The sequence below is a fragment of the Streptomyces kronopolitis genome, from assembly GCF_050953795.1.
GTDB lineage: Bacteria > Actinomycetota > Actinomycetes > Streptomycetales > Streptomycetaceae > Streptomyces > Streptomyces kronopolitis_A.
On record NZ_CP191850.1, the window covers coordinates 5,609,699 to 5,630,788 of the forward strand.

General features: G+C 73.4%; 19 protein-coding genes. 7 read left to right on the top strand and 12 right to left on the bottom strand.

Annotation, left to right across the window (positions count from 1 at the left end):
• Nucleotides 1–49: 49 nt before the first annotated feature.
• From ACQP17_RS25000 to mce, 6 genes are all read right to left on the bottom strand, one after another.
• A complete protein-coding gene (locus ACQP17_RS25000; protein WP_433858282.1) occupies nt 50–1,309 on the bottom strand; it encodes an ABC transporter ATP-binding protein in 1,260 nt (419 codons plus the stop codon).
• A gap of 162 nt (nt 1,310–1,471) precedes the next feature.
• Complete coding sequence (locus ACQP17_RS25005) at nt 1,472–2,245, bottom strand: ABC transporter permease (RefSeq protein WP_364877464.1); 774 nt, start codon at nt 2,243–2,245, stop codon at nt 1,472–1,474.
• A 3-nt stretch (nt 2,246–2,248) separates the two neighbouring features.
• Complete coding sequence (locus ACQP17_RS25010; protein ID WP_433858283.1) at nt 2,249–3,286, bottom strand: ABC transporter ATP-binding protein; 1,038 nt, start codon at nt 3,284–3,286, stop codon at nt 2,249–2,251.
• 172 nt (nt 3,287–3,458) lie between these two features.
• The gene (locus tag ACQP17_RS25015; protein ID WP_329146365.1) at nt 3,459–4,397 is read right to left on the bottom strand and encodes a cellulose-binding protein; all 939 of its coding nucleotides are present in this window, start codon (nt 4,395–4,397) and stop codon (nt 3,459–3,461) included.
• A 113-nt stretch (nt 4,398–4,510) separates the two neighbouring features.
• Nucleotides 4,511–8,761 (bottom strand): polarized growth protein Scy, encoded by a 4,251-nt coding sequence (gene scy, locus ACQP17_RS25020; RefSeq protein ID WP_433858284.1) that lies wholly within the window; start codon nt 8,759–8,761, stop codon nt 4,511–4,513.
• A 208-nt stretch (nt 8,762–8,969) separates the two neighbouring features.
• Nucleotides 8,970–9,410, bottom strand: a complete 441-nt coding sequence (gene mce / locus ACQP17_RS25025; protein WP_433858285.1) for a methylmalonyl-CoA epimerase — start codon at nt 9,408–9,410, stop codon at nt 8,970–8,972.
• Between the two features lie 173 nt (nt 9,411–9,583).
• Between mce and ACQP17_RS25030 the strand changes: the two genes are divergently transcribed.
• Both ACQP17_RS25030 and meaB read left to right on the top strand, forming a co-directional pair.
• On the top strand, nt 9,584–10,759 hold the full coding sequence (locus tag ACQP17_RS25030; protein ID WP_364877708.1) for an acetyl-CoA C-acetyltransferase: 1,176 nt from the start codon (nt 9,584–9,586) through the stop codon (nt 10,757–10,759).
• Nucleotides 10,760–10,829: 70 nt separating this feature from the next.
• Nucleotides 10,830–11,789 carry a methylmalonyl Co-A mutase-associated GTPase MeaB gene (gene meaB, locus ACQP17_RS25035; RefSeq protein ID WP_433858286.1) on the top strand — a complete coding sequence of 320 codons (960 nt, stop codon included), beginning with the start codon at nt 10,830–10,832 and terminating at the stop codon, nt 11,787–11,789.
• A 174-nt stretch (nt 11,790–11,963) separates the two neighbouring features.
• Here meaB and ACQP17_RS25040 read toward each other — a convergent pair whose 3' ends face one another.
• Nucleotides 11,964–12,677 (bottom strand): PepSY domain-containing protein, encoded by a 714-nt coding sequence (locus tag ACQP17_RS25040; RefSeq protein WP_433858287.1) that lies wholly within the window; start codon nt 12,675–12,677, stop codon nt 11,964–11,966.
• 110 nt (nt 12,678–12,787) lie between these two features.
• Between ACQP17_RS25040 and ACQP17_RS25045 the strand changes: the two genes are divergently transcribed.
• Together ACQP17_RS25045 and ACQP17_RS25050 are read left to right on the top strand one after the other, a co-directional pair.
• The gene (locus ACQP17_RS25045; RefSeq protein ID WP_433858288.1) at nt 12,788–13,501 is read left to right on the top strand and encodes a response regulator transcription factor; all 714 of its coding nucleotides are present in this window, start codon (nt 12,788–12,790) and stop codon (nt 13,499–13,501) included.
• Nucleotides 13,494–14,915 carry an ATP-binding protein gene (locus tag ACQP17_RS25050; protein WP_433858289.1) on the top strand — a complete coding sequence of 474 codons (1,422 nt, stop codon included), beginning with the start codon at nt 13,494–13,496 and terminating at the stop codon, nt 14,913–14,915. Before ACQP17_RS25045 ends, ACQP17_RS25050 begins: the two co-directional genes overlap by 8 nt.
• Nucleotides 14,916–14,965: 50 nt before the next feature.
• Here the strand turns inward: ACQP17_RS25050 and ACQP17_RS25055 are convergent, their stop codons facing one another.
• The 4 genes from ACQP17_RS25055 to ACQP17_RS25070 form a co-directional block, all read right to left on the bottom strand.
• Nucleotides 14,966–15,442, bottom strand: coding sequence for a MarR family winged helix-turn-helix transcriptional regulator (locus ACQP17_RS25055; RefSeq protein WP_189098901.1), 477 nt, complete (start codon nt 15,440–15,442; stop codon nt 14,966–14,968).
• Between the two features lie 117 nt (nt 15,443–15,559).
• Nucleotides 15,560–16,333, bottom strand: a complete 774-nt coding sequence (locus ACQP17_RS25060) for an AIM24 family protein (RefSeq protein ID WP_364877481.1) — start codon at nt 16,331–16,333, stop codon at nt 15,560–15,562.
• Complete coding sequence (locus tag ACQP17_RS25065) at nt 16,330–17,013, bottom strand: AIM24 family protein (RefSeq protein WP_433858290.1); 684 nt, start codon at nt 17,011–17,013, stop codon at nt 16,330–16,332. The genes ACQP17_RS25060 and ACQP17_RS25065 overlap by 4 nt, the downstream gene beginning before the upstream one ends.
• Nucleotides 17,013–17,651: an AIM24 family protein gene (locus ACQP17_RS25070; protein ID WP_433858291.1), complete on the bottom strand. Its 639-nt coding sequence runs from the start codon at nt 17,649–17,651 to the stop codon at nt 17,013–17,015. The genes ACQP17_RS25065 and ACQP17_RS25070 overlap by 1 nt, the downstream gene beginning before the upstream one ends.
• Before the next feature lie 321 nt (nt 17,652–17,972).
• Here ACQP17_RS25070 and ACQP17_RS25075 point away from each other — a divergent pair, with 321 nt between their 5' ends.
• Nucleotides 17,973–18,323, top strand: a complete 351-nt coding sequence (locus ACQP17_RS25075; RefSeq protein ID WP_364877487.1) for a DUF3817 domain-containing protein — start codon at nt 17,973–17,975, stop codon at nt 18,321–18,323.
• Entirely contained in the window at nt 18,320–18,628 is a 309-nt protein-coding gene (locus tag ACQP17_RS25080; protein WP_433858292.1) for an MTH1187 family thiamine-binding protein, read from the top strand. The genes ACQP17_RS25075 and ACQP17_RS25080 overlap by 4 nt, the downstream gene beginning before the upstream one ends.
• A gap of 10 nt (nt 18,629–18,638) precedes the next feature.
• On the opposite strand, the gene ACQP17_RS25085 is transcribed toward ACQP17_RS25080, so the two are convergent.
• Nucleotides 18,639–19,625: a DUF5937 family protein gene (locus ACQP17_RS25085; RefSeq protein WP_433858293.1), complete on the bottom strand. Its 987-nt coding sequence runs from the start codon at nt 19,623–19,625 to the stop codon at nt 18,639–18,641.
• A gap of 86 nt (nt 19,626–19,711) precedes the next feature.
• Between ACQP17_RS25085 and ACQP17_RS25090 the strand changes: the two genes are divergently transcribed.
• Nucleotides 19,712–21,088 (top strand): MFS transporter, encoded by a 1,377-nt coding sequence (locus ACQP17_RS25090; RefSeq protein ID WP_433858294.1) that lies wholly within the window; start codon nt 19,712–19,714, stop codon nt 21,086–21,088.
• The last annotated feature ends 2 nt before the right edge of the window (nt 21,089–21,090 follow it).

The following is a 21,090-nucleotide window of genomic DNA, read 5'->3' on the forward strand; positions in this document are numbered from 1 at the left end:
GCGCCGGTGTCGTCGGGTCCGCGCTCAGGCTGCGGCTGCTGAGGGCTGGTCATCGGGCTTCCTCGTGGTGCGGCGTGGGCTGGTCTGCGGGGGCGGCGGGCGGCGCGAACGGGGCCGCGGGCGGCATCGGCGCGGCGGGCTGCTGCCCGTACGGGTGAGGCGCGGCGTACGACGCGGGAGCCCCGTACGGGTGACCCTGAGCCGGCCCGGGAGCGGCGCCGGGCGCCTGGGCGTACGGATTCGGGTGGCCCGGCCCGGGCATGCCCGCCGGGACCTGGCCCGGCATGCCCGGCTGACCGGCCGGGTACCCGGGACCACCCGGATACCCCTGCGGGCCGGGACCCTGCGGGGCGTACCCGGCGGGGGCCTCCTGCAGACCGGCCCGCGCGTCGGCCGTCGAGCGGTAGTCCACGGCGCCCTGCGTCATCCGCATGTACGCCTCCTCCAGGGACGCCTGGTGCGGCGACAGCTCCCACAGCCGGACCTCGGCGGCGTGCGCGAGGTCGCTGATGCGGGGGAGCGGCAGGCCCGCCACCCGCAGCGCGCCGTCCGGCTCGTGGGTGACCTGCCCGCCCGCCTCACCGAGCGCGGCGGTCAGCTTCTCGCGCTGCTCCGGCGCGGAGTCCGGGGTGCGGACCCGGGCGAAGTCGGCGGAGTGGGCCGAGATGAAGTCCTTGACCGACATGTCCGCCAGCAGCTGGCCGCGGCCGATCACGATCAGATGTTCGGCGGTCAGCGCCATCTCGCTCATCAGGTGCGAGGAGACGAAGACCGTACGGCCCTCGGACGCCAGCTGCTTCATCAGGTTGCGCACCCACAGGATGCCCTCGGGGTCGAGGCCGTTGACCGGCTCGTCGAAGAGGAGGACCTGCGGATCGCCGAGCAGCGCCGCGGCGATGCCCAGCCGCTGGCCCATGCCGAGCGAGAAGCCCTGGGAGCGCCGTCCCGCCACGTCCTGGAGACCGACCACCTTGAGCACCTCGTCGACCCGGGGAGCCGGGATGCCCGACAGCTGGGCGAGCGAGAGCAGATGCTGGCGCGCGCTGCGCCCGCCGTGCACGGCCTTGGCGTCGAGCAGCGCGCCCACCTGGCGCGGGGCGTTGGGGAGCTGGCGGTAGGGGCGGCCGGCGATGGTCGCGCGCCCCGAGGTCGGTGCGTCCAGGCCCAGGATCATGCGCATCGTGGTCGACTTGCCGGAGCCGTTGGGCCCCAGGAAGCCGGTCACCGTGCCCGGCCGTACCTGGAACGACAGGTTGTACACGGCCGTCTTGGCGCCGTAGCGCTTCGTCAGGCCGACTGCCTCGATCATTCTCCGCCCCTCGCGAGATGCCTCGGGGCAGAGGCGTCCTCGTACCCCCGTGAGGGTTAGGAGGCTATCCGGAGATTGACGGTTCCCGTCAATCGCGACGGGACGCCGGGCCGGCCCGTCACCTGCGCAGGGGCGGGTGACGGGCCGCTTCGCGGGCGGGGGCTACGCGTCCCGCCGCTTCAGCAGGACATAGCCGCCGATCAGCGCGACCACCGTCCAGGCGATCATGATGCCGAGCCCGCCCCACGGCCCGTACGGCACATCGCTGTTGGTGGGCGCGACCACCTGCATGATCTTCGAGCCCGCCTGGTCCGGCAGATAGCGGCCGACCTTCCGGGTCGCCGAGACGTTGCCGAGGATGTTGGAGATGAGGAAGAAGAACGGCATCAGGATGCCCAGCGACAGCATCGGACTGCGCAGCATCACGGCCACCGCCATCGAGAACAGCGCGATCAGCGTCATGTAGAGCCCACCGCCGAACACCGCGCGCAGCACGCCCGGATCGCCCAGGTGCGCGCGCAGGTCGCCGAGCATCGCCTGTCCCGCGAAGAAGGCCACGAAGCTGGTCGCCAGGCCGACCGCGAAGACCAGCACGGTGGCCACCAGCAGCTTGCAGAACAGGAAGGTGCCGCGCTGCGGGACCGCCGCCAGCGAGGCCCGGATCATGCCGGTGCTGTACTCGTTGGAGACCACCAGCACCCCGAAGACGATCATCGCGAGCTGGCCCAGCCCCATCCCGGAGAAGCTGATGTTGGTGGCGTCGAACGACAGCCGCTGCCTGGCCGGCATGGAGTGGAAGTCGTTGCTGGCCAGGAAGCAGATCAGCATGCCCAGCGCGATGGTGAGCACCGCGGCGATGCCCAGCGTCCACACCGTGGACCGCACCGATCTGATCTTGGTCCACTCCGACCGAATGACCTGCCCGAGTGCCGCCATCCGTCAGCTCCTCTTCTTCTGCCAGTCGGCACCCCAGCCGGACGGCTGCGGCTCGCCGGGCCGTGCCCCGGCCGGCTGCGGGGGGCCCGGGGGCCGGGCGCCGGGCGCGGAGCCCGCCTGCGCCGGCACCGGCTCGCCGTCGCGCGCGTGGTACTCCACCGATCCCGCCGTCAGCTGCATGAACGCCTCCTCCAGGGACGCCTGCTGGGGGCTCAGCTCGTGCAGCACCAGCTGGTGCGCCGCGGCCAGCTCGCCCAGCCGGTCGGCGGGCACCCCGTCGACCTCCAGCGTGCCGTTGCCGGCCGTCACCGCCTCGATGCCCTCGGAGTGCAGCAGATCCAGCAGCTTCTCCTGCTCCGGGGACCGCATCCGGACGTAGGACCGGGAGTTCTGCTGGATGAAGTCCCGCATGGAGGTGTCGGCCATCAGCCGGCCCTGCCCGATCACGATCAGATGCTCGGCGGTCAGCGCCATCTCGCTCATCAGATGCGAGGAGACGAACACGGTCCGGCCCTGGGCCGCGAGATTCTTCATCAGGTTGCGGATCCAGTGGATGCCCTCGGGGTCGAGGCCGTTGACCGGCTCGTCGAAGAGCAGGACCTGCGGATCGCCGAGCAGCGCCGCGGCGATGCCCAGCCGCTGGCTCATCCCGAGCGAGAACCCCTTCGCCCGCTTCTTGGCGACCGCGCTCAGCCCCACGGTGTCCAGCACCTCAAAGACCCGGCGGCGCGCGAGGCCGTTGCTCTGCGCCAGACACAGCAGATGGTTGGCGGCGCTGCGGCCGCCGTGCACCGACTTCGCCTCCAGCAGCGCCCCGATGTAGGTGAGCGGATCCTGCAGCTGGCGGTAGTGCTTGCCGTCGATCCGGACCGTCCCCGCCGTCGGGTTGTCCAGGTCGAGCATCATCCGCATGGTGGTCGACTTGCCCGCGCCGTTGGGGCCGAGGAAGCCGGTGACGATGCCGGGCCGAACCGCGAAGGTGAGGTTGTCCACGGCGACCTTGTCGCCGTAATGCTTGGTCAGCCCCTCGAGCTCGATCATGTACGGCACGCTAGGCCCGGCCGTGGGCCCCGGCCACCGGAGCGGGGCCGCCCGGCTGACCCCCCTGTACGCACCGCGCCCCCGCGACCACCCAAACGGCGGTACGGGGGCGGGGGAAGCGGCGGGCCGAAACCTGCCGGGTCGCCGGCCGGCGTGAGCCGGCGGGGGAGGGTCAGCGGGTCTGCTGGGCGGGGACGCCGCGCGAGACGGTCTCCTCCTCGCCGGGCGCACCGGCCGCGGCCACCGCCGCACCGGTCAGCGTCGCGAGCATCTCGCGGACGTTGGTCAGCTGCGCGTTGATCGAGTCGCGGCGGTTGGTCAGCGCCGCCAGCTCGCGCTCGGATTCGCTGCGGATGCGGTCCGCCTTGGCGTTGGCGTCCGCCACGATGTCCTCGGCCTGGCGCTGCGCGGTCTCCACCGTCTGGCGGGCCCGGCGCTCCGCGTCCGTGCGCAGCTTCTCGGCCTCCAGGCGGAGCTGCTCGGCGCGGTGCTCGATCTCGGCGAGCCGCTTCTCGGCCTTGGCCTGACGCGAGGCCAGGTCGCGCTCGGACTGCTCACGGCGCTTGGCGAGGTTGGTCTCGAAGTCCGCGGCGGCCTGGGCCGCCTTGGCGCGGGTCTCCTCGAAGAGGGAGTCCGCCTCCTCGCGCTTGGACTGCGCGTCCTTCTGGGCCTCGGAGCGCAGCGTGGACGCCTCGCCCTTGGCCTTCTCGACGATCCGGGCGCCCTCGTCCTCCGCCTTCGACTTGCGCTCGGCGGCGAACGCCTCGGCGTCGTTGCGGACCTGCTGGGCGGCCGACTCGGCCAGCTCACGGTGCTGCTCGGCGGCCCGGCGGGCCTCCTCGCGCAGATCCTTCGCCTCTTCCTCGGCGAGCCGGAGGATCTTCTCCACGCGCGCACCCAGGCCCGCGTAGGACGGTTCGGCGTCATTGACCTGCGCCTGGGCGTTCTGCGTCTCGAGGTGCAACTCCTCGATCCGCTTTTCCAGCGACGTGATGCGGGCCAGCGCGCTGTCGCGGTCGGCGACGAGCTTCGTAATGCGGTCGTCCACCTGACCGCGGTCGTACCCACGCCGCACGAGCTCGAAGCCGAAGGGGGAGGAAGTGTCGCTCATGGGGTTCCTGTCGAAGAGACCGGTGAGGTGATACGGAGAATCCTAGGGGCCATAACGGCGTGTCATCGAGTCAATGCCGGTTTGATCTGGAGAATGTCCCCTCATTTGAGTGGCTACCCTTCAGACTGCTTGCCACTCGAACGAGTTGCCCCCGCTCCGGCGGCCGCCTTCACACCCCCGCCCTTGCCCTCCCCGTTGCCGCCCGGCGTCTCGAACGACTCCAGCGCCTCCAGCACGTCCTGGACGCGGGAGATCTCGGCGTTGATGTCCTCGCGCCGGCGCACCAGGACCTCCAGCTCCCGCTTGCCCTCGTCCACGATGCGGGCGGCCTCCTCCTCGGCCTCGCGGCGCCGTGCCTCCGCGTCGCGCACCGCCTCGGCCTTCTTGTTCTCGGCCTCCTTGATCAGGCCCTCGGCCTTCTTCACCGCCGAGATCCGGACCTTGCTCGCCTCGCTGTTGGCGTCCGCGACCATCCGGTCGGCCTTCTCCTCGGCCTCCACCTGCTGGGCGGTGGCCTGCGCGATGAGCTTGTCGACGCGTTCGCCGGCGTTCTTCATCGTCTCCGCCGACTCCCGGCGGGCCCGCTCGTGCAGCTCCTCGACCTCGGACTCGATCCGCTGGCGCAGTTCCTCGGCGCGCTCGCGGATGCCGGTGGCGTCGCGGCGGGCCTCCTCCAGCAGGGTGTTCGCGTCCGTGCGGGCCTTCTCCACCCGCTCGTTGCCGTCGGAGGCCGCCTCCGCGAGGACCCGCTCGGCTTCCTTGCGGGCCGCCCCCACCATCGTGTCGGCCTGCTCCTCGGCGGCGGTGGCCGCCTTGAGCGCCTCCTCCTGGGCCCGCGCGACGAGCTGGTCGGCCTGCTCGGCGGCGTCCCCGCGGCGCTGGGCCGCGTCCTTGCGCGCCTCGTCGAGCAGCCGGTCCGCCTCCTGCTGGGCCTCGGTGCGGGTCCGCTCGGCCGCGGCCTGCGCGTCCTCCTTGACCTTCGCGGACTCGTTGCGGGTGCGGTTGGCGTGCTCCTGCGCGGCGGTGACCGTCTCGGCCGCGTCCGTCCGCAGCCGGTCGGCCTCCGCGGTGGCCGTCGCGTGCATCCGGTCCGCCTGCTCCCGGGCGTCGGCCCGGGTGCGGTCCGCGTCCCGCTCGGCGTCCGCGGTCGTCTCCGCGGCCTCCGTACGGAGCCGCTCGGCCTCGGTCGCGGCCTCCGTCATCAGCTGGTCGGCCTGCTCGGCGGCGTCCGAGCGGGTCTTGTTCGCCGCCTCGCGCGCCTGGTCGCCGGTGCGCTCCGCGTCCACCCGGGCGCTCTCCAGCGCCTCGGCCGCTTCGGCGCGCAGCCGCTCGGCCATCCCGGTCGCCTCCGCGACCAGTGCCTGGGCCTGCTGCTCGCCCTCCGTGCGCATCCGGTCGGCGGCCTGCTGGGCCTCCTGGACGATCCGGTCGGCGTCGCCCTGCGCCGAAGACGTCAGCTCGGTGGCCTCGGTGACGATCCGTTCGGCCTCCGTGCGGGCCTCGGTGATCAGCCGGTCGGCCTGCTCCGCGGCGTCCGCGCGCATCCGGTTCGCGTCGTCGCGCGCCTCCGCACGGGCCCGGGCCGCGTCCTGCTCGCCCGACGCCAGCGCGTCCGAGGCGTCGGTGCGCAGCTGCTGTGCCTTCGCGGTGGCGTCGCCGACCAGCTTCTCGGCCTGCGCGTTCGCCTCCGACACCAGCCGGTCGGCCTGCTCGGCGGCCTCGGTGCGCAGCGTGCTGGCTTCCCGGCGTGCCTCGTCGAGCCCCGCGGCCGCCTCGGCGCGCAGCCCCTCGGCCTCCTCGATGGCCTCGGAGACCGCCCGTTCGGCGAGGGACTTCGCGTCGTCCCGCGCCTCCTGCGCCTCCTGGCGCACCCGGACGGCCTCCTCGGAGGCGCGCTCGCGCTCCTCGTAGGCCTCCTTGCGGAGCCGGTCCGCCTCGTCCTGCGCCTCGGCGGTGGTGCGCTCCGCGGCGTGCTCGGCCGCCGAACGCAGCCCGGCGATCTCCTCACCGGCCTGCTCGTGCAGCCCCGCGACGGAGTCCCGCACCTGCTGGGCGGTCTGCTCGGCCGCCGCCATCAGCTCGCCGGCCCGCCGGTCGGCGTCCTCGACCAGCCGCTCGGCCTCCTCCTGGGCCTCGCCGACCCGGGTACGGGCCGCCGCCAGCAGCTCCTCGCTCTGCTCGCGCGCCGCGGTGCGCTCCTGGTGGGCCTCCTCGCGGGCCTCGCCCAGCTGCTGCTCGGCCTCCCGGCGCCGCCGCGCGGCCTCCTCCTGGGCCGCGGCCAGTGCCTGCGCCGCCTCCGTGCCCGTGCGCTCCGCGGCGGTCGCCGCCTCCGCGCGCACCCGGTCCGCGGTCTCCTGCGCCTCCGCCTTCAGCCGCTCGGCCTCGGCCGCCGCCTCGGCGCGCAGCCGTACGGCCACCGCCTCGGCCTCGTCCCGTGCCGCGGAGACGTCGGCGGCGGCCTCGGCGCGCAGCCGCTCGGTCTCCTCCTCGGCCTGCTGCTCCAGCGTCCGGCGCCGCTCGGCCGACTCCGCCTTGAGGCGGGCCGCCTCCTCCTGGGTCTCGCGGCGCAGCCCCTCCGCCTCGGCGCGGGCGTCGCGCAGCCGCTGCTCGGCGGCGGTGACCTTCTCCTCCGCCTCGGTGCGCAGCCGGTCCAGCTCGGCCTGCGCCTCGGCCCGCCGTTCCTGCGCGGCCTCCTCGGCCTCGGCGCGCAGCCGGGCGGCGGACTCCTCCGCCTCGGTGGTGACCATCTCGGCGGCCTGGGCGCCCTCGGTGAGCAGCTCCTCGGCCTCCGAGCGGGCCCGCTCCAGGGCCTCCTCGGCCTGCCGGCGCAGCGACGTGGCGCGTTCGATGGCCTCCGTCCGCACCCGCTCGCTCTCCGCGACGGCGCCCGAACGGGTCTCCTCGGCATCGTTCTTGGCCTTGCCCAGCAGCTCCTCGGCGGACCCGGCCGCCTCCTCGATCTGCTGGACCGCCTCGCGGCGGGCCTCGCTGCGGATCCGCTCGCCCTCGGCGACCGCGTCCGCCCGCAGCTGCTCGGCCTCGCCGCGCAGCCGCCGCGCCTCCTCCTGGAGTTCGACGGTCTTGGCGCGGTACTCCTTGGTGTCGTCCTTCGCCGCGCCCTTGAGCTGCGCGACGGTGTCGTGCGCCTCCTCGCGCAGCCGGTCCGCCTCGGACTCGGCCTCGTGGCGCAGCCGTTCGGCCTCCTCGGCGGCGGCCTTGGTGGTGGCCTTGGCGTCCTCCGACGCCTTGGTCAACACCTCCTCGGCGGTGCGCGCGGCCTTCGCCAGCTGTGCGGCGGAGTCCTCGGCGGCCTGGGACCGGGCGGACTCCTGGGCCTCGGCGAGCAGCCGTTCGGACTCCGTGCGGGCGTCGGTGCGCAGCTGCTCGGCCTCGGCCTTGAGCGCCTCGGCCTCCTTGGTGGCCTCCCCGACCAGCCGGGCGATCTCCGTCTTGGCGGTGCGGGTGCGCTGCTCGTTGTCCGACTCGACCGCCGACAGCCGCTTGGAGGCGGCCTGCTGCGCCTCTTCGACGAGCTTCTCCGCCTCGGCGCGCGCCTCGCGCAGCGCCGTGTCGGCCTCCTGGATGCGGGCCTCGGCGGTACGGGTCAGCTCCGCGGCCTGCCGGCGGGCCTCCTCCGACTCGCTGCCGACGCTGGTGCGCAGCTGTTCGGCCTGGTCGGTGGCCTCCTGGGCCTGGCTGGACGCGGCGTTCAGCAGCCGCTCGGCGTCGGTGCGCGCCCGGCGCAGGAGGGCTTCCGCCTCGCCGCGGGCCTGCTCCGCCTCGGAGCCGAGCCGCTCACGGGCGCGTTCGGCCAGCCGCTGGGCCTCGGCGCGGGCGGCCGTCAGCGCCTGCTCGGCCTCCGCCCGGGACTCCTCCATCAGCCGGCGGGCCTGAGACTCCGTGCGGGCGCGCAGCTGTTCGGCCCAGGCGACGTTCTCGTTGACGTGTGACTCGACGGTCTGGCGGCGCTCGTTGAGCTCCTCGTCGAGCCGCTGGCGGCGGGTGACCGCCTCGGCGTGCAGCTCGGCCTCCAGCCGGGACTGCCGCTCGGACTGCTCCTGCAGCAGCCGCTGGGTCTGTGCCCGCGCCTCGCGGACCTCCCGCTCGGCGTCCGAACGCAGCTGATCGGCCTGGATCTGCGCATTGCGCAGCAGTTGTTCGGCCTGATGGCTGACGTTGTCGTAGGCAGGGCGGGTCGCGAGGTTGCGGCGCGCCTCATGGAGCTTGGCGCGCAGCACCTCGACCTGGTAGCCGAGGTCGTCGGCGTGCTGAACGGCCTTGTCCCGCTCGCTCTTCAGCCGCTCCATCTCGGCCTCGAACTGCGAGAGGTGGTCGTCAGCCTCGTAGCGGTCGTTGCCCCGCACTGCGCGGTCCCATCCGTCCCCTGGTCATGGTGGCGGCCGTCTCCGGATACTGCAGTGCTCGCCCCGTACACGTCACGTCGTACGGACTCGCACCCCTCGGAGCTGACCCTTCCGAAGAAATGGTGTCAGATCATCGGCAGGGTATGGACCGAGCCCCACTCCCTTACCCCGGCCGAAGCTGCACTCTACCGGCCGGGGAAGGCAAAGGTCAGTGGTCCGCCGCGGCAGGGGGCACCGCGGTGACAAGTTCGGTGAGAACCCCATGGCAGTCCTTGGGGTGCAGGAAGGTGATCCGCGACCCCATCGAACCCGTCCTGGGCTCGTCGTAGAGGACCCGCACACCCTTGCCGCGGATGGCCTCGGAGTCGCCGTCGACGTCCGCGGTGCCGAAGGCGATGTGGTGCACGCCCTCGCCGTTCTTGGCAAGCCACTTGCCCACCGCGGAGTCCTCGCGGGTGGGCTCCAGAAGCTGGAGGTAGGAGGCTCCGCCGTCCGAGGTCTCATTGATCTTGAGCATGGCCTCCCGGACGCCCTGCTCCTCGTTGACCTCGGAGTGGAACACCTCGAAGCCGTACGTGGCACGGTAGAACTCGACAGTCTTGTCGAGGTCGAAACAGGCGATCCCGATGTGGTCGATTCGCGTCAGCATGGCTCCAGTGCACCCCTCTCATGGCTGGTTACGCAACGTGCGCGCGATCACACCTGCTTGCCGGTGACCCGGCGCGTACCGCTCAGTACATTGACGGGAACCCTCGTTAACTTCCCTGCAAAGGAAGGCCGCACCGCATGTCTGCAACGAACGGCACCAACGGCAGCACCTCAGTGATCGTGGCGGGAGCGCGCACCCCCATGGGCCGGCTCCTGGGATCCCTGCGGACCTTCTCCGGCGCGGATCTGGGCGGTGTCGCCATCAAGGCGGCGCTGGACCGGGCGGGCATCGGCGGCGACCAGGTGCAGTACGTGATCATGGGCCAGGTCCTGCAGGCCGGGGCGGGGCAGATCCCGGCACGTCAGGCCGCCGTCAAGGCCGGGATCCCGATGAACGTCCCCGCCCTGACCATCAACAAGGTCTGCCTCTCCGGCCTCGACGCGATCGCGCTGGCCGACCAGCTCATCCGCGCCGGTGAATTCGACGTCGTCGTCGCGGGCGGCCAGGAGTCCATGACCAACGCCCCGCACCTGCTCCCGAAGTCCCGCGAGGGCTACAAGTACGGCGCCGTCGAGATGCTCGACGCGATGGCGCACGACGGTCTGACGGACGCCTTCGAGAACATCGCGATGGGCGAGTCGACCGAGAAGCACAACACCCGTCTGGGCATCGCCCGGGCGGAGCAGGACGAGATCGCCGCGCGCTCCCACCAGCGGGCCGCAGCGGCCCAGAAGAACGGGCTCTTCGAGGCCGAGATCACCCCCGTGGAGATCCCGCAGCGCAAGGGCGAGCCGGTCGTCTTCAGCAAGGACGAGGGCATCCGCGGCGAGACCACCGCCGAGTCCCTGGGCAAGCTGCGTCCGGCCTTCGCCAAGGACGGCACGATCACGGCCGGCAGCTCCTCGCAGATCTCCGACGGCGCCGCCGCGGTCGTGGTGATGAGCAAGGCCAAGGCCGAGGAACTCGGCCTGGAGTGGATCGCGGAGATCGGCGCCCACGGCAACGTCGCCGGCCCCGACAACTCCCTCCAGTCCCAGCCCTCCAACGCCATCAATCACGCCCTGAAGAAGGACGGCCTGGCCGTCGGCGATCTTGACCTGATCGAGATCAACGAGGCGTTCGCGGCGGTCGCCGTGCAGTCGGTGAAGGACCTCGGGGTGTCGCCGGAAAAGGTGAATGTCAATGGCGGCGCGATCGCGCTGGGTCACCCGATCGGGATGTCCGGCGCCCGGATCGTGCTGCATCTCGCGCTGGAACTGCGCCGGCGGGGCGGTGGCGTGGGTGCCGCCGCGCTGTGCGGGGGCGGCGGTCAGGGCGACGCGCTGATCATCCGCGTTCCGGGTAAGTAACCGAGAGCCCGTACGCACCGGCGTACGGGCGGCCGATGCGCTACGAGTGAGCCGAAGGAGCCGAGCGGCGATGGTGGACGTTCCCCAGCTGGTGGAGCAGGCACGGCAGGGCCGGCCGCGGGCCGTGGCCCGGCTGATCTCCCTCGTGGAGGGGGCGTCGCCGGAGCTGCGCGAGGTGATGGCGGCCCTGGCGCCGCTCACCGGCAACGCCTACGTGGTCGGGCTGACCGGCTCCCCGGGCGTCGGGAAGTCGACCACCACCTCCGCGCTGGTGACGGCCTACCGCAAGACCGGCAAGCGGGTCGGCGTGCTCGCCGTCGACCCGTCCTCGCCGTTCTCCGGGGGCGCGCTGCTCGGCGACCGGGTGCGGATGAGCGAGCACGCCTCCGACCCCGGCGTCTACATCCGCTCGATGGCCACCCGCGGCCATCTCGGCGGGCTCGCCTGGGCCGCGCCGCAGGCCATCCGGGTGCTGGACGCGGCGGGCTGCGACGTGGTCCTCGTCGAGACGGTCGGCGTCGGCCAGTCCGAGGTGGAGATCGCCTCGCAGGCCGATACCAGCGTGGTGCTGCTCGCGCCGGGCATGGGCGACGGGATCCAGGCGGCCAAGGCGGGAATCCTGGAGATCGGCGACGTCTACGTGGTCAACAAGGCCGACCGGGACGGCGCCGACGCCACCGCCCGCGAGCTCAACCACATGCTGGGGCTGGGCGAGTCCCGGACCCCCGGCGACTGGCGGCCGCCGATCGTCAAGACCGTCGCGGCGCGCGGCGAGGGCGTGGACGAGGTCGTCGAGGCGCTGGAGAAGCACCGGGCCTGGATGGAGGAGCGCGGCGTGCTGGCCGAGCGGCGCCGCTCCCGCGCGGCCCACGAGGTCGAGACGATCGCCGTCACGGCCCTGCGCGAGCGGATCGGCGACCTGCGGGGGGACCGGCGGCTGGACGCGCTGGCCGAGCGCATCGTCACGGGCGGGACGGACCCCTACCGGGCGGCGGACGAGCTGGTGGACGGGCTGACGAACGGCGACTGAGCCACGGGCCGATGCACCCTGTGGCCCGCGCCGCCTCGTGCGTAGGTGAGGCGCCCCGGCGTCCGGCGGCGCGTACCGCGGTCATGCGAGGAAGGCCCGGCCCCCGCCCACCGTGCGGTGGACGGGGGCCGGGCCTTCGCAGGACCGTGTCGCGGCCGGGGCCGGACCGGCGTGTCAGTCGTCCGAGCCGTCGTTGTCGTCGTCATCGGAGTCCTGCGGCGCCGCGCTCGCCTTGCCCGACTGCGGGTCGACCAGCAGCGTGCGCTCGGTGCCGTCCTTCGTGACCGTCCCGACCTCCCAGACGGCCTTCGCGCCGTGGTCGTCGTCCAGCTCGACGGAGGTGACCGTGCGGTCCCCCTTGTCGGTGGCCGCGGTCCGGGCGGCCTCGGCCGCGGTGGTCCGGGCGTCCTTGAGGGCGGCGCGCTCCCGGGCGCGGTCGTCGTCGTCCCCGCGGTCGGTGTGCTGGTTCAGCACCCGCGCGGTGCCGGCGTCGAGGGTGATCTCGTGCTGCTTTCCGTCCTTGCTCAGCACGTCCGCCTCCCAGACCGGGCCGGAGCGCTCCGAGTCCAGGTCGAGGGCGGTCACGGTGCCGGGGACGGCCTTGAGGGCGGCGGCCACGGCGTCCGGTGCGGACACCTTGGCGCCCTTCGCCTCGCGGAGGTCCTCGCGGCCGTCGTCGCCGTCGTCGTCCGTCGCGTCGATGTCCGAGCGGCCGTCCTGCGCCCGGTCGGTGCCCGGGCCGGACGCCCCCGCCTGGCGGGCGGTCGGCTGCGCCGCGGACGACGCGGCGCCGGAGCCGCTGTCGCCGCCGGCCGCGACGGCGGTCACCGTGCCGCCCGCGACGAGGGCGGCCGCGGCGGCGGTGGCGATGATCAGGTGGCGCTTCATGTGGTTTCTCCCCTTGCGATCGACTGTGCCCATACCGTGGCGGATCGAAGCTGAAGGGGAGCTGAAGCAGCCTGAAGGGGCCTTCAGGTTCCGGATGGCAGGGTGGGCGCATGCACCCGCACGTATCGCGCCACCCCCATCCCGGCGCCGCACGCCGCCCCTTCCGGCTCCTGATCGTCGAGGACGAGAAGCGGCTGGCGCTGTCGCTGGCCAAGGGCCTGATGGCCGAGGGGTACGCGGTCGACGTGGTGCACGACGGCCTGGAGGGGCTGCGGCAGGCCGGTGAGGGCGGCTACGACCTGGTCGTGCTCGACATCATGCTGCCGGGGATGAACGGCTACCGGGTGTGCGCGGCGCTGCGGGCGGCCGGCCACGAGATGCCGGTGCTGATGCTGACCGCCAAGGACGGTGAGTACGACGAGGCCGAGGGGCTGGACACCGGGGCCGACGACTACCTGACCAAGCCGTTCTCGTACGTCGTGCTGGTGGCGCGGGTCAAGGCGCTGCTGCGCCGCCGCGGCCGGGACGCCGAACCGGTGCTGCGGGTGGGCGCGCTGGCCGTGGACCAGGGAGCCCGGCGGGTCGAGCGGGACGGGGCCGAGGTGGTGCTGACCACGAAGGAGTTCGCCGTGCTGGAGCAGCTGGCGCTGCGGGCCGGTGAGGTGGTCTCCAAGGCGGAGATCCTGGAGCATGTCTGGGACTTCGCCTATGAAGGCGATGTCAACATCATCGAGGTGTACGTGAGTGCGCTGCGGCGCAAGCTCGGCGCCGGACACATCCTGACGGTGCGCGGCGCCGGATACCGGCTGGTGGCCGATGCGTAAGGCGCTGGGATCCGTACGGGCCAAGGCGGCGGTGGGCGCGACCGTGGTGGTGGCCCTGGCGCTGATCGCCACGGGGGTGGCGGTGCTGCTGGTGCTGCGCGGCCATCTGCAGAGCCAGGCGGGGCTCCAGGCCCAGGTCCAGGGCGCGAAGGTGGCCGGGCAGATCGCGACGGGGACGGCGTACGACAAGCTGGACCTGCCGGACGGTGACGAGGCTCCGGTGGTGGTCACCGACAAGGACGGGCGGGTGCTGGCCGCCGGCGAGGACGTGCGCGCCCTCGACGGCAAGCCCGTCGGCAAGGGGAAGACGGCGGGAGACTCCCGGTCGGCGGAGCACGACGACGACGGCGATGACGACGGCGACGGCGGGCGCCGGCTCGGGCCCGGTGAGATCGATGACGACGTCGGCCTCCGGAACGGGAGCGCCGATGTCGGGGGGAAGGTGGCCGACTACCGGTTCGCGTCGGTCGAGGCCAAGGACAGCCGCGGGACGTCGGTGACGGTGCGGGCCGGGGCGGCGCTGGCACCGGAGGAGGACGCGGTCGCCTCGGTGCGCGACGCCATGCTGATCGGGCTGCCGCTGCTGCTCGTGGTGGTGGCCGGGGTGACCTGGCTGGTGACCCGGCGGGCGCTGCGGCCGGTGGAGGGGATCCGCGGGGAGATGGCCGCGATCACGGCGAGCACGGACCTCAGCCGGCGGGTGCCGGTGCCGTCCTCGCAGGACGAGGTCGGCCGGCTGGCGCGTACGACGAACGAGACGCTGGCGGCGCTGGAGCTGTCCGTGGAGCGGCAGCGGCGGTTCGTCGCCGACGCCTCGCACGAGCTGCGCAGCCCGATCGCGTCTCTGCGCACCCAGCTGGAGGTGGCGGTGGCCCATCCGGAACTGCTCGACGTGCCGGGTGCGGTGGCCGACACCGTGCGGCTGCAGCGGCTGGCGGCCGATCTGCTGTTGCTGGCCCGGCTGGACGCGGGGGAGCGGCCCTCGGACACCCGGGTCGAGCTGGCGGCGATGGTGCGCGAGGAGACCTCGCAGCGCCTGGCGGACCGGGTGCCGGTGCGGATCGGGGAGCTGGCCGGCGGGGAAGTGGCCGGCTCGCGCGGTCAGTTGGCGCGGGTGCTGGGGAATCTGCTGGACAACGCGCAGCGGCATGCAGCCGAGTGGGTGCGGGTGTCCGTGGTGCGCGAGGGGGAGTGGCTGGCGCTGCGGGTCGAGGACGACGGGCCCGGGGTGCCGCCGGACGAGCGGGAGCGGATCTTCGAGCGGTTCGTCCGGCTGGACGACGCCCGGGCCCGGGACGACGGCGGGGCGGGGCTGGGGCTGGCCATCGCGCGGGACGTCGCGGTGCGGCACGGCGGCTCGCTGGCCGTGCGCACGGGGTCGGTCTTCGAACTGCGGCTGCCGGCGGCCGGCTGAGGCCGCCCGCCGGCCGGCGCCCCGGCCCGCCCGGGGCCGAGGCGGGCCGGTCAGAGGCCGCCGCGTTCCTTGCGGAGGTGTTCGGCCACGGGGGTGAGGGAGGCGCGGAACGCCTGGAGGTCCTCGGCCGGGAACAGGTCGATGAAATGCTTGCGGACCGAGGCGACGTGGTGCGGGGCGACCCGGCGCATGGTGTCCCAGCCCTCCTCGGTGAGCACGGCGTACAGCCCGCGGCGGTCCGACTCGCAGCTCTCGCGGCGCACCAGTCCGGCGTTCTCCATCCGGGTGATCTGGTGGGAGAGCCGGCTCTTGGACTGCAGGGTGCTGGTGGCCAGGTCGCTCATCCGGAGCCGGTGGTCCTCGGCCTCGGAGAGGTTGACCAGGATCTCGTAGTCGTTGTTCGTCAGGCCGAACGGCTGCAGGTCGCGCTCGAGTTGGTGCATCAGCAGTCTGCTGACGTCCAGATGAGTGCGCCAGGCACGCTGCTCCTGGTCGGTCAGCCAGGGGGTGTCGCTGTCGGTCGTCATGGAGGAATTCTACCCGTAAATGTTGAATACTGAATTAAATGGGTGGGGGTGGTGACGTCGGCCGGCGGGGGCCGGGCGTGGGTCAGACGTTCGAGGTCACCGTCCGCAGACTACCGCTCACAGCCCGAAGCGGCGCTGGAGGCTCCCGAGGTTGCCGGGCAACTGGGGCAGTTGTGAGCCACTTTGCGGGACGTGTCCGCCCCCGCCCGGAACGCCCGCTTCGGTGGGTACCGCCCCGGTTGCCAGCTCCGGCATCAGCTGCTCCGTGGACTGCAGCAGCACCGTGCCCGCGCCGACGAACTCGAATTGGTGCTCCTCGCCGGACGCCCCGCCGATCCCGGTGTGGGCCCGCAGCCCGCCCAGGAATCCCCGCAGGTACTGATGGTCGTAGTGATGGCACGGGGACGGGCAGTCCGCCCAGCCGACCAGCGCCTGCGGATCCACCCGGATCGGCGGCTCCATGAAGACCACCGGACCGTTGGACGCGGCCACGAACTTGCCCGTACCGATGAGGGTGAGAAAGCCCGGGATGATGGACTGCTTCAGCGACAGAGATGGCTGAAACGCGAGCAGGTTGCCCGAGCGAATCGTCAGATTGCCGTCCTCCAGGTCGAAGGAATTCACATCGAACGCACGGTCCGCCAGCAGCATTTTCCCGCGGCCCTCGGCGACGACCCAGTCCGCGGCGTGCAGTGGCGAATGGAAACTGCCGGCGATCAGGCGGTCCAGCCGGCCGTGCCCTATGCCGTGGAAGTCGATCTGCCCGTAGTAGGCGATCATCTTCCCCTTCTGCAGGAACCACTGGCCGTTCAGATCGACGCTGAAGGCGTAGGCGTTGACGTTGTCGTCGACGGGCAGCGAGGAGACGTCGTGGATGACGGGACCGGTCACAGCTTTTCCTCCGACGCCTGGACGTAGACGGTGCCCTGGCCCGACAGCTCCAGCTGGAAGGCCTCGCCGGAGCCGCGGCCGACCATGTCCCGCCAGCCGAGCGCCGTGGACAGTTTGTTGCGGACCTCGCCGCGGTGGGCGACATAGGCCTGGGGATCGACATGGACCGGGCGCTGGGGGCTGATCGGCAGCTCGATGACGCCGCCGTGCGCCATCACCGCCACCGAGCCGACGCCCTTGAGGGTCGTGGTGAACAGGCCCTGGCCGGTGACCTGGCCGCGCACCATGCCCATCACCCCGCCCTGCGAGCCCATGAACATCGTGCCCTGCTGGAGGGAGCCGTCGAAGGCCAGCAGCCGGTCGGCCTCGACGTAGAGCGTCTCGCCGGTCAGGTCGACGACATGGACGTGATGGCCGCCGTGGCCGAACATGACCGTGGCGATGGGGGCACCTCCCTGGCCATTGAGGCCTTGGGGGACCTCGACGGTCATCAGGGGGGTGGCCTCGCCGGCGATGCGGCGGCCGATCATCGAGCCGACGCCGCCGCGGCCGCCCTGGATGTCGGGGGTGAAGGCGACCTCGCCGCGGTAGGCGAGCATCGCGCCGCGCTGGCTGTACAGCCGCTGGCCCGGACCGATCCGGGCCTCCACCATGCGGGAGTTGAGCACCGTGAACGGCATCAGACCTCACCGCCCACGGTGTTGCGCTCGCTGGGCTGGACGTAGACCAGGCCCTCGCCCTCGAAGCGGATCTGGAAGGCCTCGCCGGAGCCCTCCCCGAGGACGGTGCGGAAATTGACCCCGGACTGGAAGTGCTGCCGCAGCTCGCCGGTGTGCGCGACATAGGCGCCCGGATCGACCTGGAGCGGGGACTGCTTGGTGACCCGCAGCACCACCGCGGGGCCGTCGGAGACGATCGCCGCCTGGCCGCTGCCCTCGACGGTGGTGGTGAACAGGCCGTGCCCCTGGGAGGCGCCGCGCAGGCCGGTGAAGGTCGTGCCGGTCCGCAGCGCGGCATCCGTGCACAGCAGATTGCCGGCCTCGACGTACAGCTTCTCGCCCCGCAGTTGGACGAGGTTGATCTCGCTGGCGCGGTCGGCGAAGTAGCAGGTGCCGTGGCCCTTCACCTCCATCACCTCCATCTGCTCCCCCGTGAGCCGCCGGGTGACCATGCCGCGCAGGCCCTCGCCGCCGCCGGTCATCTTCTTGAACGACATCTGGCCGTCGTACGCGACCATCACACCGTTTTTCGCCTTGACGGCGTCGCCCGTCATGTCGACGGCGAGCACCTTGCTCCCCTGGAGCCGAAACTGAGCCACGCGTCAGACCGTAGTCGGCCCCGGCCGCGCGCGGCAGGGCCTCCGGCCCTGACTTCGCCCTGATCTCCGGGCGGCGCGCGTCGGGGTGGCGCCGGCCGCGGCGCCCCGGTACGGCGGTCACCGCACCCCGGCGCAGTGATCGCCGGAGCGGCTGTAACAATGGGGCGAAGCTTGTGAACTCTTGCACAAGCCCGCCCGTCACCCGACCTCCACCCCCCGAAGACGGCGCTCCGCGCCGACCGCCCGCCCGTCGCCCGACCTCCACCCCCGGAAGACGGCGCTCCGCGCCGATCGCCCCTCTGCCACCCGAACGAGGTTCCCGTGGACATCAAGACCGCTGCCGCCCTGCACCGACTGCGCCTGGCCTCCGTCCCGGAGGCGATCTCCTTCCCGGCGCTGCTGATCTTCGGCACCGGGTTCCGCCTGGCCTTCGGCTACGACTCCCTGGTGATGCCGCTCGGCATGATCCACGGACTGCTGTTCATCACGTACGTGGTGCTGCTGCTGGACGTGTGGAACCGCACCAAGTGGCCCGCCAAGCGCGTCGCCTTCTTCTTCCTGCTGGCGATCGTGCCGTTCGGCGGCCTCTACGGGGACCGCGTCCTCAAGCGCGAGGAGGAGGCCGGCGTGATCGCCGCCCGCGCACGCAAGGAAGGCGTGCTGAACGCATGATCGTCGCCTTCTCCGTGAGCCCGCTGGGCGTCGGTGAGGACGTCGGCGAGTACGTCGCCGACGCGGTCCGGGTCGTCCGCGAATCGGGCTTGCCGCACCGCACGGACGCCATGTTCACCTCCTTGGAGGGCGAATGGGACGAGGTCATGGACGTCGTCAAGCGCGCCGTCGCGGCCGTCGAGGCCCGCTCCGGCCGGGTCTCGCTGGTGCTCAAGGCGGACATCCGCCCCGGGGTCACCGACGGACTGACCTCGAAGGTGGCGACCGTCGAGCGCTACCTCGCCGACGGCGGCGCCTCCTCCTGACCCGCGGTCCTCAGCCGCCCGCCGCCAGCGTGATCCCCAGCGGCGTGCGCGCGTAGCGGACCCGGTGCCCGTCCCGGTGCGAGGTCAGCAGCCCGGCGTCGCGCAGCACGGACAGATGCGCCGAGACGGACGACGGCGCCAGGCCGAGGCGGTGCGCCAGCTCCGTCGTGGTCGAGGGGGTGTCGAGGGCGGCCAGTACGGCGGCGCGGTTCGCCCCCAGCAGCCGGGCCAGCGCCGGGCCGGCCGCCGGCTCGGTCCACAGCCCGCCGATGCCGCGCGCCGGATAGATGACGGTGGGCTGCCACGGCGGGTCGAAGCCGCTGACCACGTCCGGCCAGACGAAGACGCTGGGCAGCAGCAGGACCCCGCGCCCGTCCAGGTCCTGCATCCGGACGAAGTCGGCACGGGTGCGGACGGTGAGGGTGCCGCCCGACCAGGACAGCCGCGGGTGCAGATCCGCGAAGAGCAGCCGCAGCCCGCCGCCCGCCAACTGCCGTGACCGGTAGGCGATCTCGGCCTCCAGCAGCGCCCGCAGCCGCGGCCAGTCCGGGGCGAGCAGCGCCCGCCAGGCCCGTTCGGTGACATCGGCCAGCTCCCGGACCGCCCGCGCCGGGTCCGCCAGCGCCGCCCGGCCGCGCGCCGACCGTGCCGCGTCCGGCCGGCCGGCCAGCGACTTGGCCATCTCGGCGCGGGCCAGGGCCGGATCGGTGGCCCGCAGCCGGGCGATCTCCTCCTCGAAGCCCGCCATCGGGGACTCCGGCGGGCGGCCCAGGAAGTCGGGGGTGTAGCCCGGGGGCGAGGACGGCATGAAGAGCCACAGCGGGGTCAGGTCCAGGCCGTCCAGCGCCCGGCGCATCCGGCGCAGCCACGGGACGTGATAGCCGTGCCGGTCGGTGCGGCGCAGGGTGCGTACCGCCTCATGGGTCTCGCACAGCGGGGAGACGGCGAACCGGACGCGCAGGAAGTCGTCGGCGCCGAAGTGGAGGTTCACCGGCATGGCGGGGCGCGCTCCCCTTCCGGGCCCGGGATTCGGCCGCAGCCGAAAGAATACGGGGCGGGGAGCGGCTCCGGCAGGCTGCGGACATGCCTTCGCCCTCCGGGCCCGCGCCGTCGGGCCCCACCCCCGCCTGCCCTGACGGCGGTCCCGGCCCCGATGCCGCCGCCCGCCCCGACGGCGCGCGCCCGCCCCGGTACCGCGCCGTCTTCGCCGTCCGCGAGTTCCGTGCCGTCTTCGCCGCGCATCTGCTGTCCTCGCTCGGTGTGGTCGTCTGCGAGCTGGCCCTGTCCGTGCTGGTCTTCCGGATCACCGCGTCGCCGCTGCTCGGCGCGCTGACCCTGGCGCTGGGGCTGCTGCCGTACGCGGTCGGCGGGACGCTGCTGTCGGCGGTCGCCGACCGGTGCGCGGCCCGGCGGGTGCTGGTCGGCTGCGATCTGCTGTGCGCCCTGGCGGCCGCCGGGATGGTGCTGCCGGGCACGCCGGTCCCGGTCCTGCTGGCGCTGCGGTGTGCGCTCGCCGCCGTCGCGCCGGTCTTCGCCGGTACCCGGGCCGCGACGCTGGGCGAGATCCTCGGCACGGGGGAGCGGTTCGCGCTGGGGCGCTCGGTGATCCGCCTGGTGAACCAGGGCGCCCAGCTCGCCGGGTTCGGGGCGGGCGGCCTGCTGCTCGCCGCGGTCTCCCCGCGGGCCGTGCTCGCGCTCACCGCGGGCTCCTTCCTCGGCTCGGCGCTGCTGCTGCGGCTGGGGACCCGGGCCCGGCCGGCCCGCGGCGCGGGGCGGGGCGCCGCGGGGCGTGGCGCGCTGCTGGGGGCTTCGCTGGGCGGCGTCCGCCGGCTGCTGACCGACCGCCGGGTGCGGGCGTTGCTGCTGCTGTCGTGGCTGCCGCCGGCGTTCGTCGTCGTCCCGGAGGCGCTGCTGGTGCCCTACGCCGGCCTGCTGGGGGTGGGGCCGGCCGGGGCGGGGCTGCTGCTGTGCGCCATGCCGCTGGGCGCGGTGGCCGCGGAGAGCCTGGTGGGCGCGTTCCTCGGGCCGCGGGCCCGGGCCCGGCTGACCTTCCCCATGGGCGTCTTCGCCGTCCTGCCCTCGCTCGGCTTCGCCGCGCGGCCCTCGTTCGGCTGGGCGGTGCTGCTGCTGGTGCTGACCGGCACCGGGATCTCGTACAACTTCGGGGTCGACCGCTGGTTCGTCGCCGCGGTCCCCGAGGAGCTGCTCGGGCAGGCGATGACGGTGCTGCAGGCGGGGCGGATGACCGTGATGGGGCTCGCGATGGGGCTGGCGGGGGCGGCCGCGGAGTGGGCGCCCCTGCGGGTGGTGATGCCGGCCGCGGGGGTCGTGGGGGCGGTCGCGGTGGCGGCGGTGATCCGGGAGGTGCGGCGGACGGCCCGGGGGCCTGCGCGGCCGGTCCGCAGGCGCGTCCGGGCGGGGCACACCGCGGCCGGGCCGGTCCCCGGGACCGAAAACTGAGA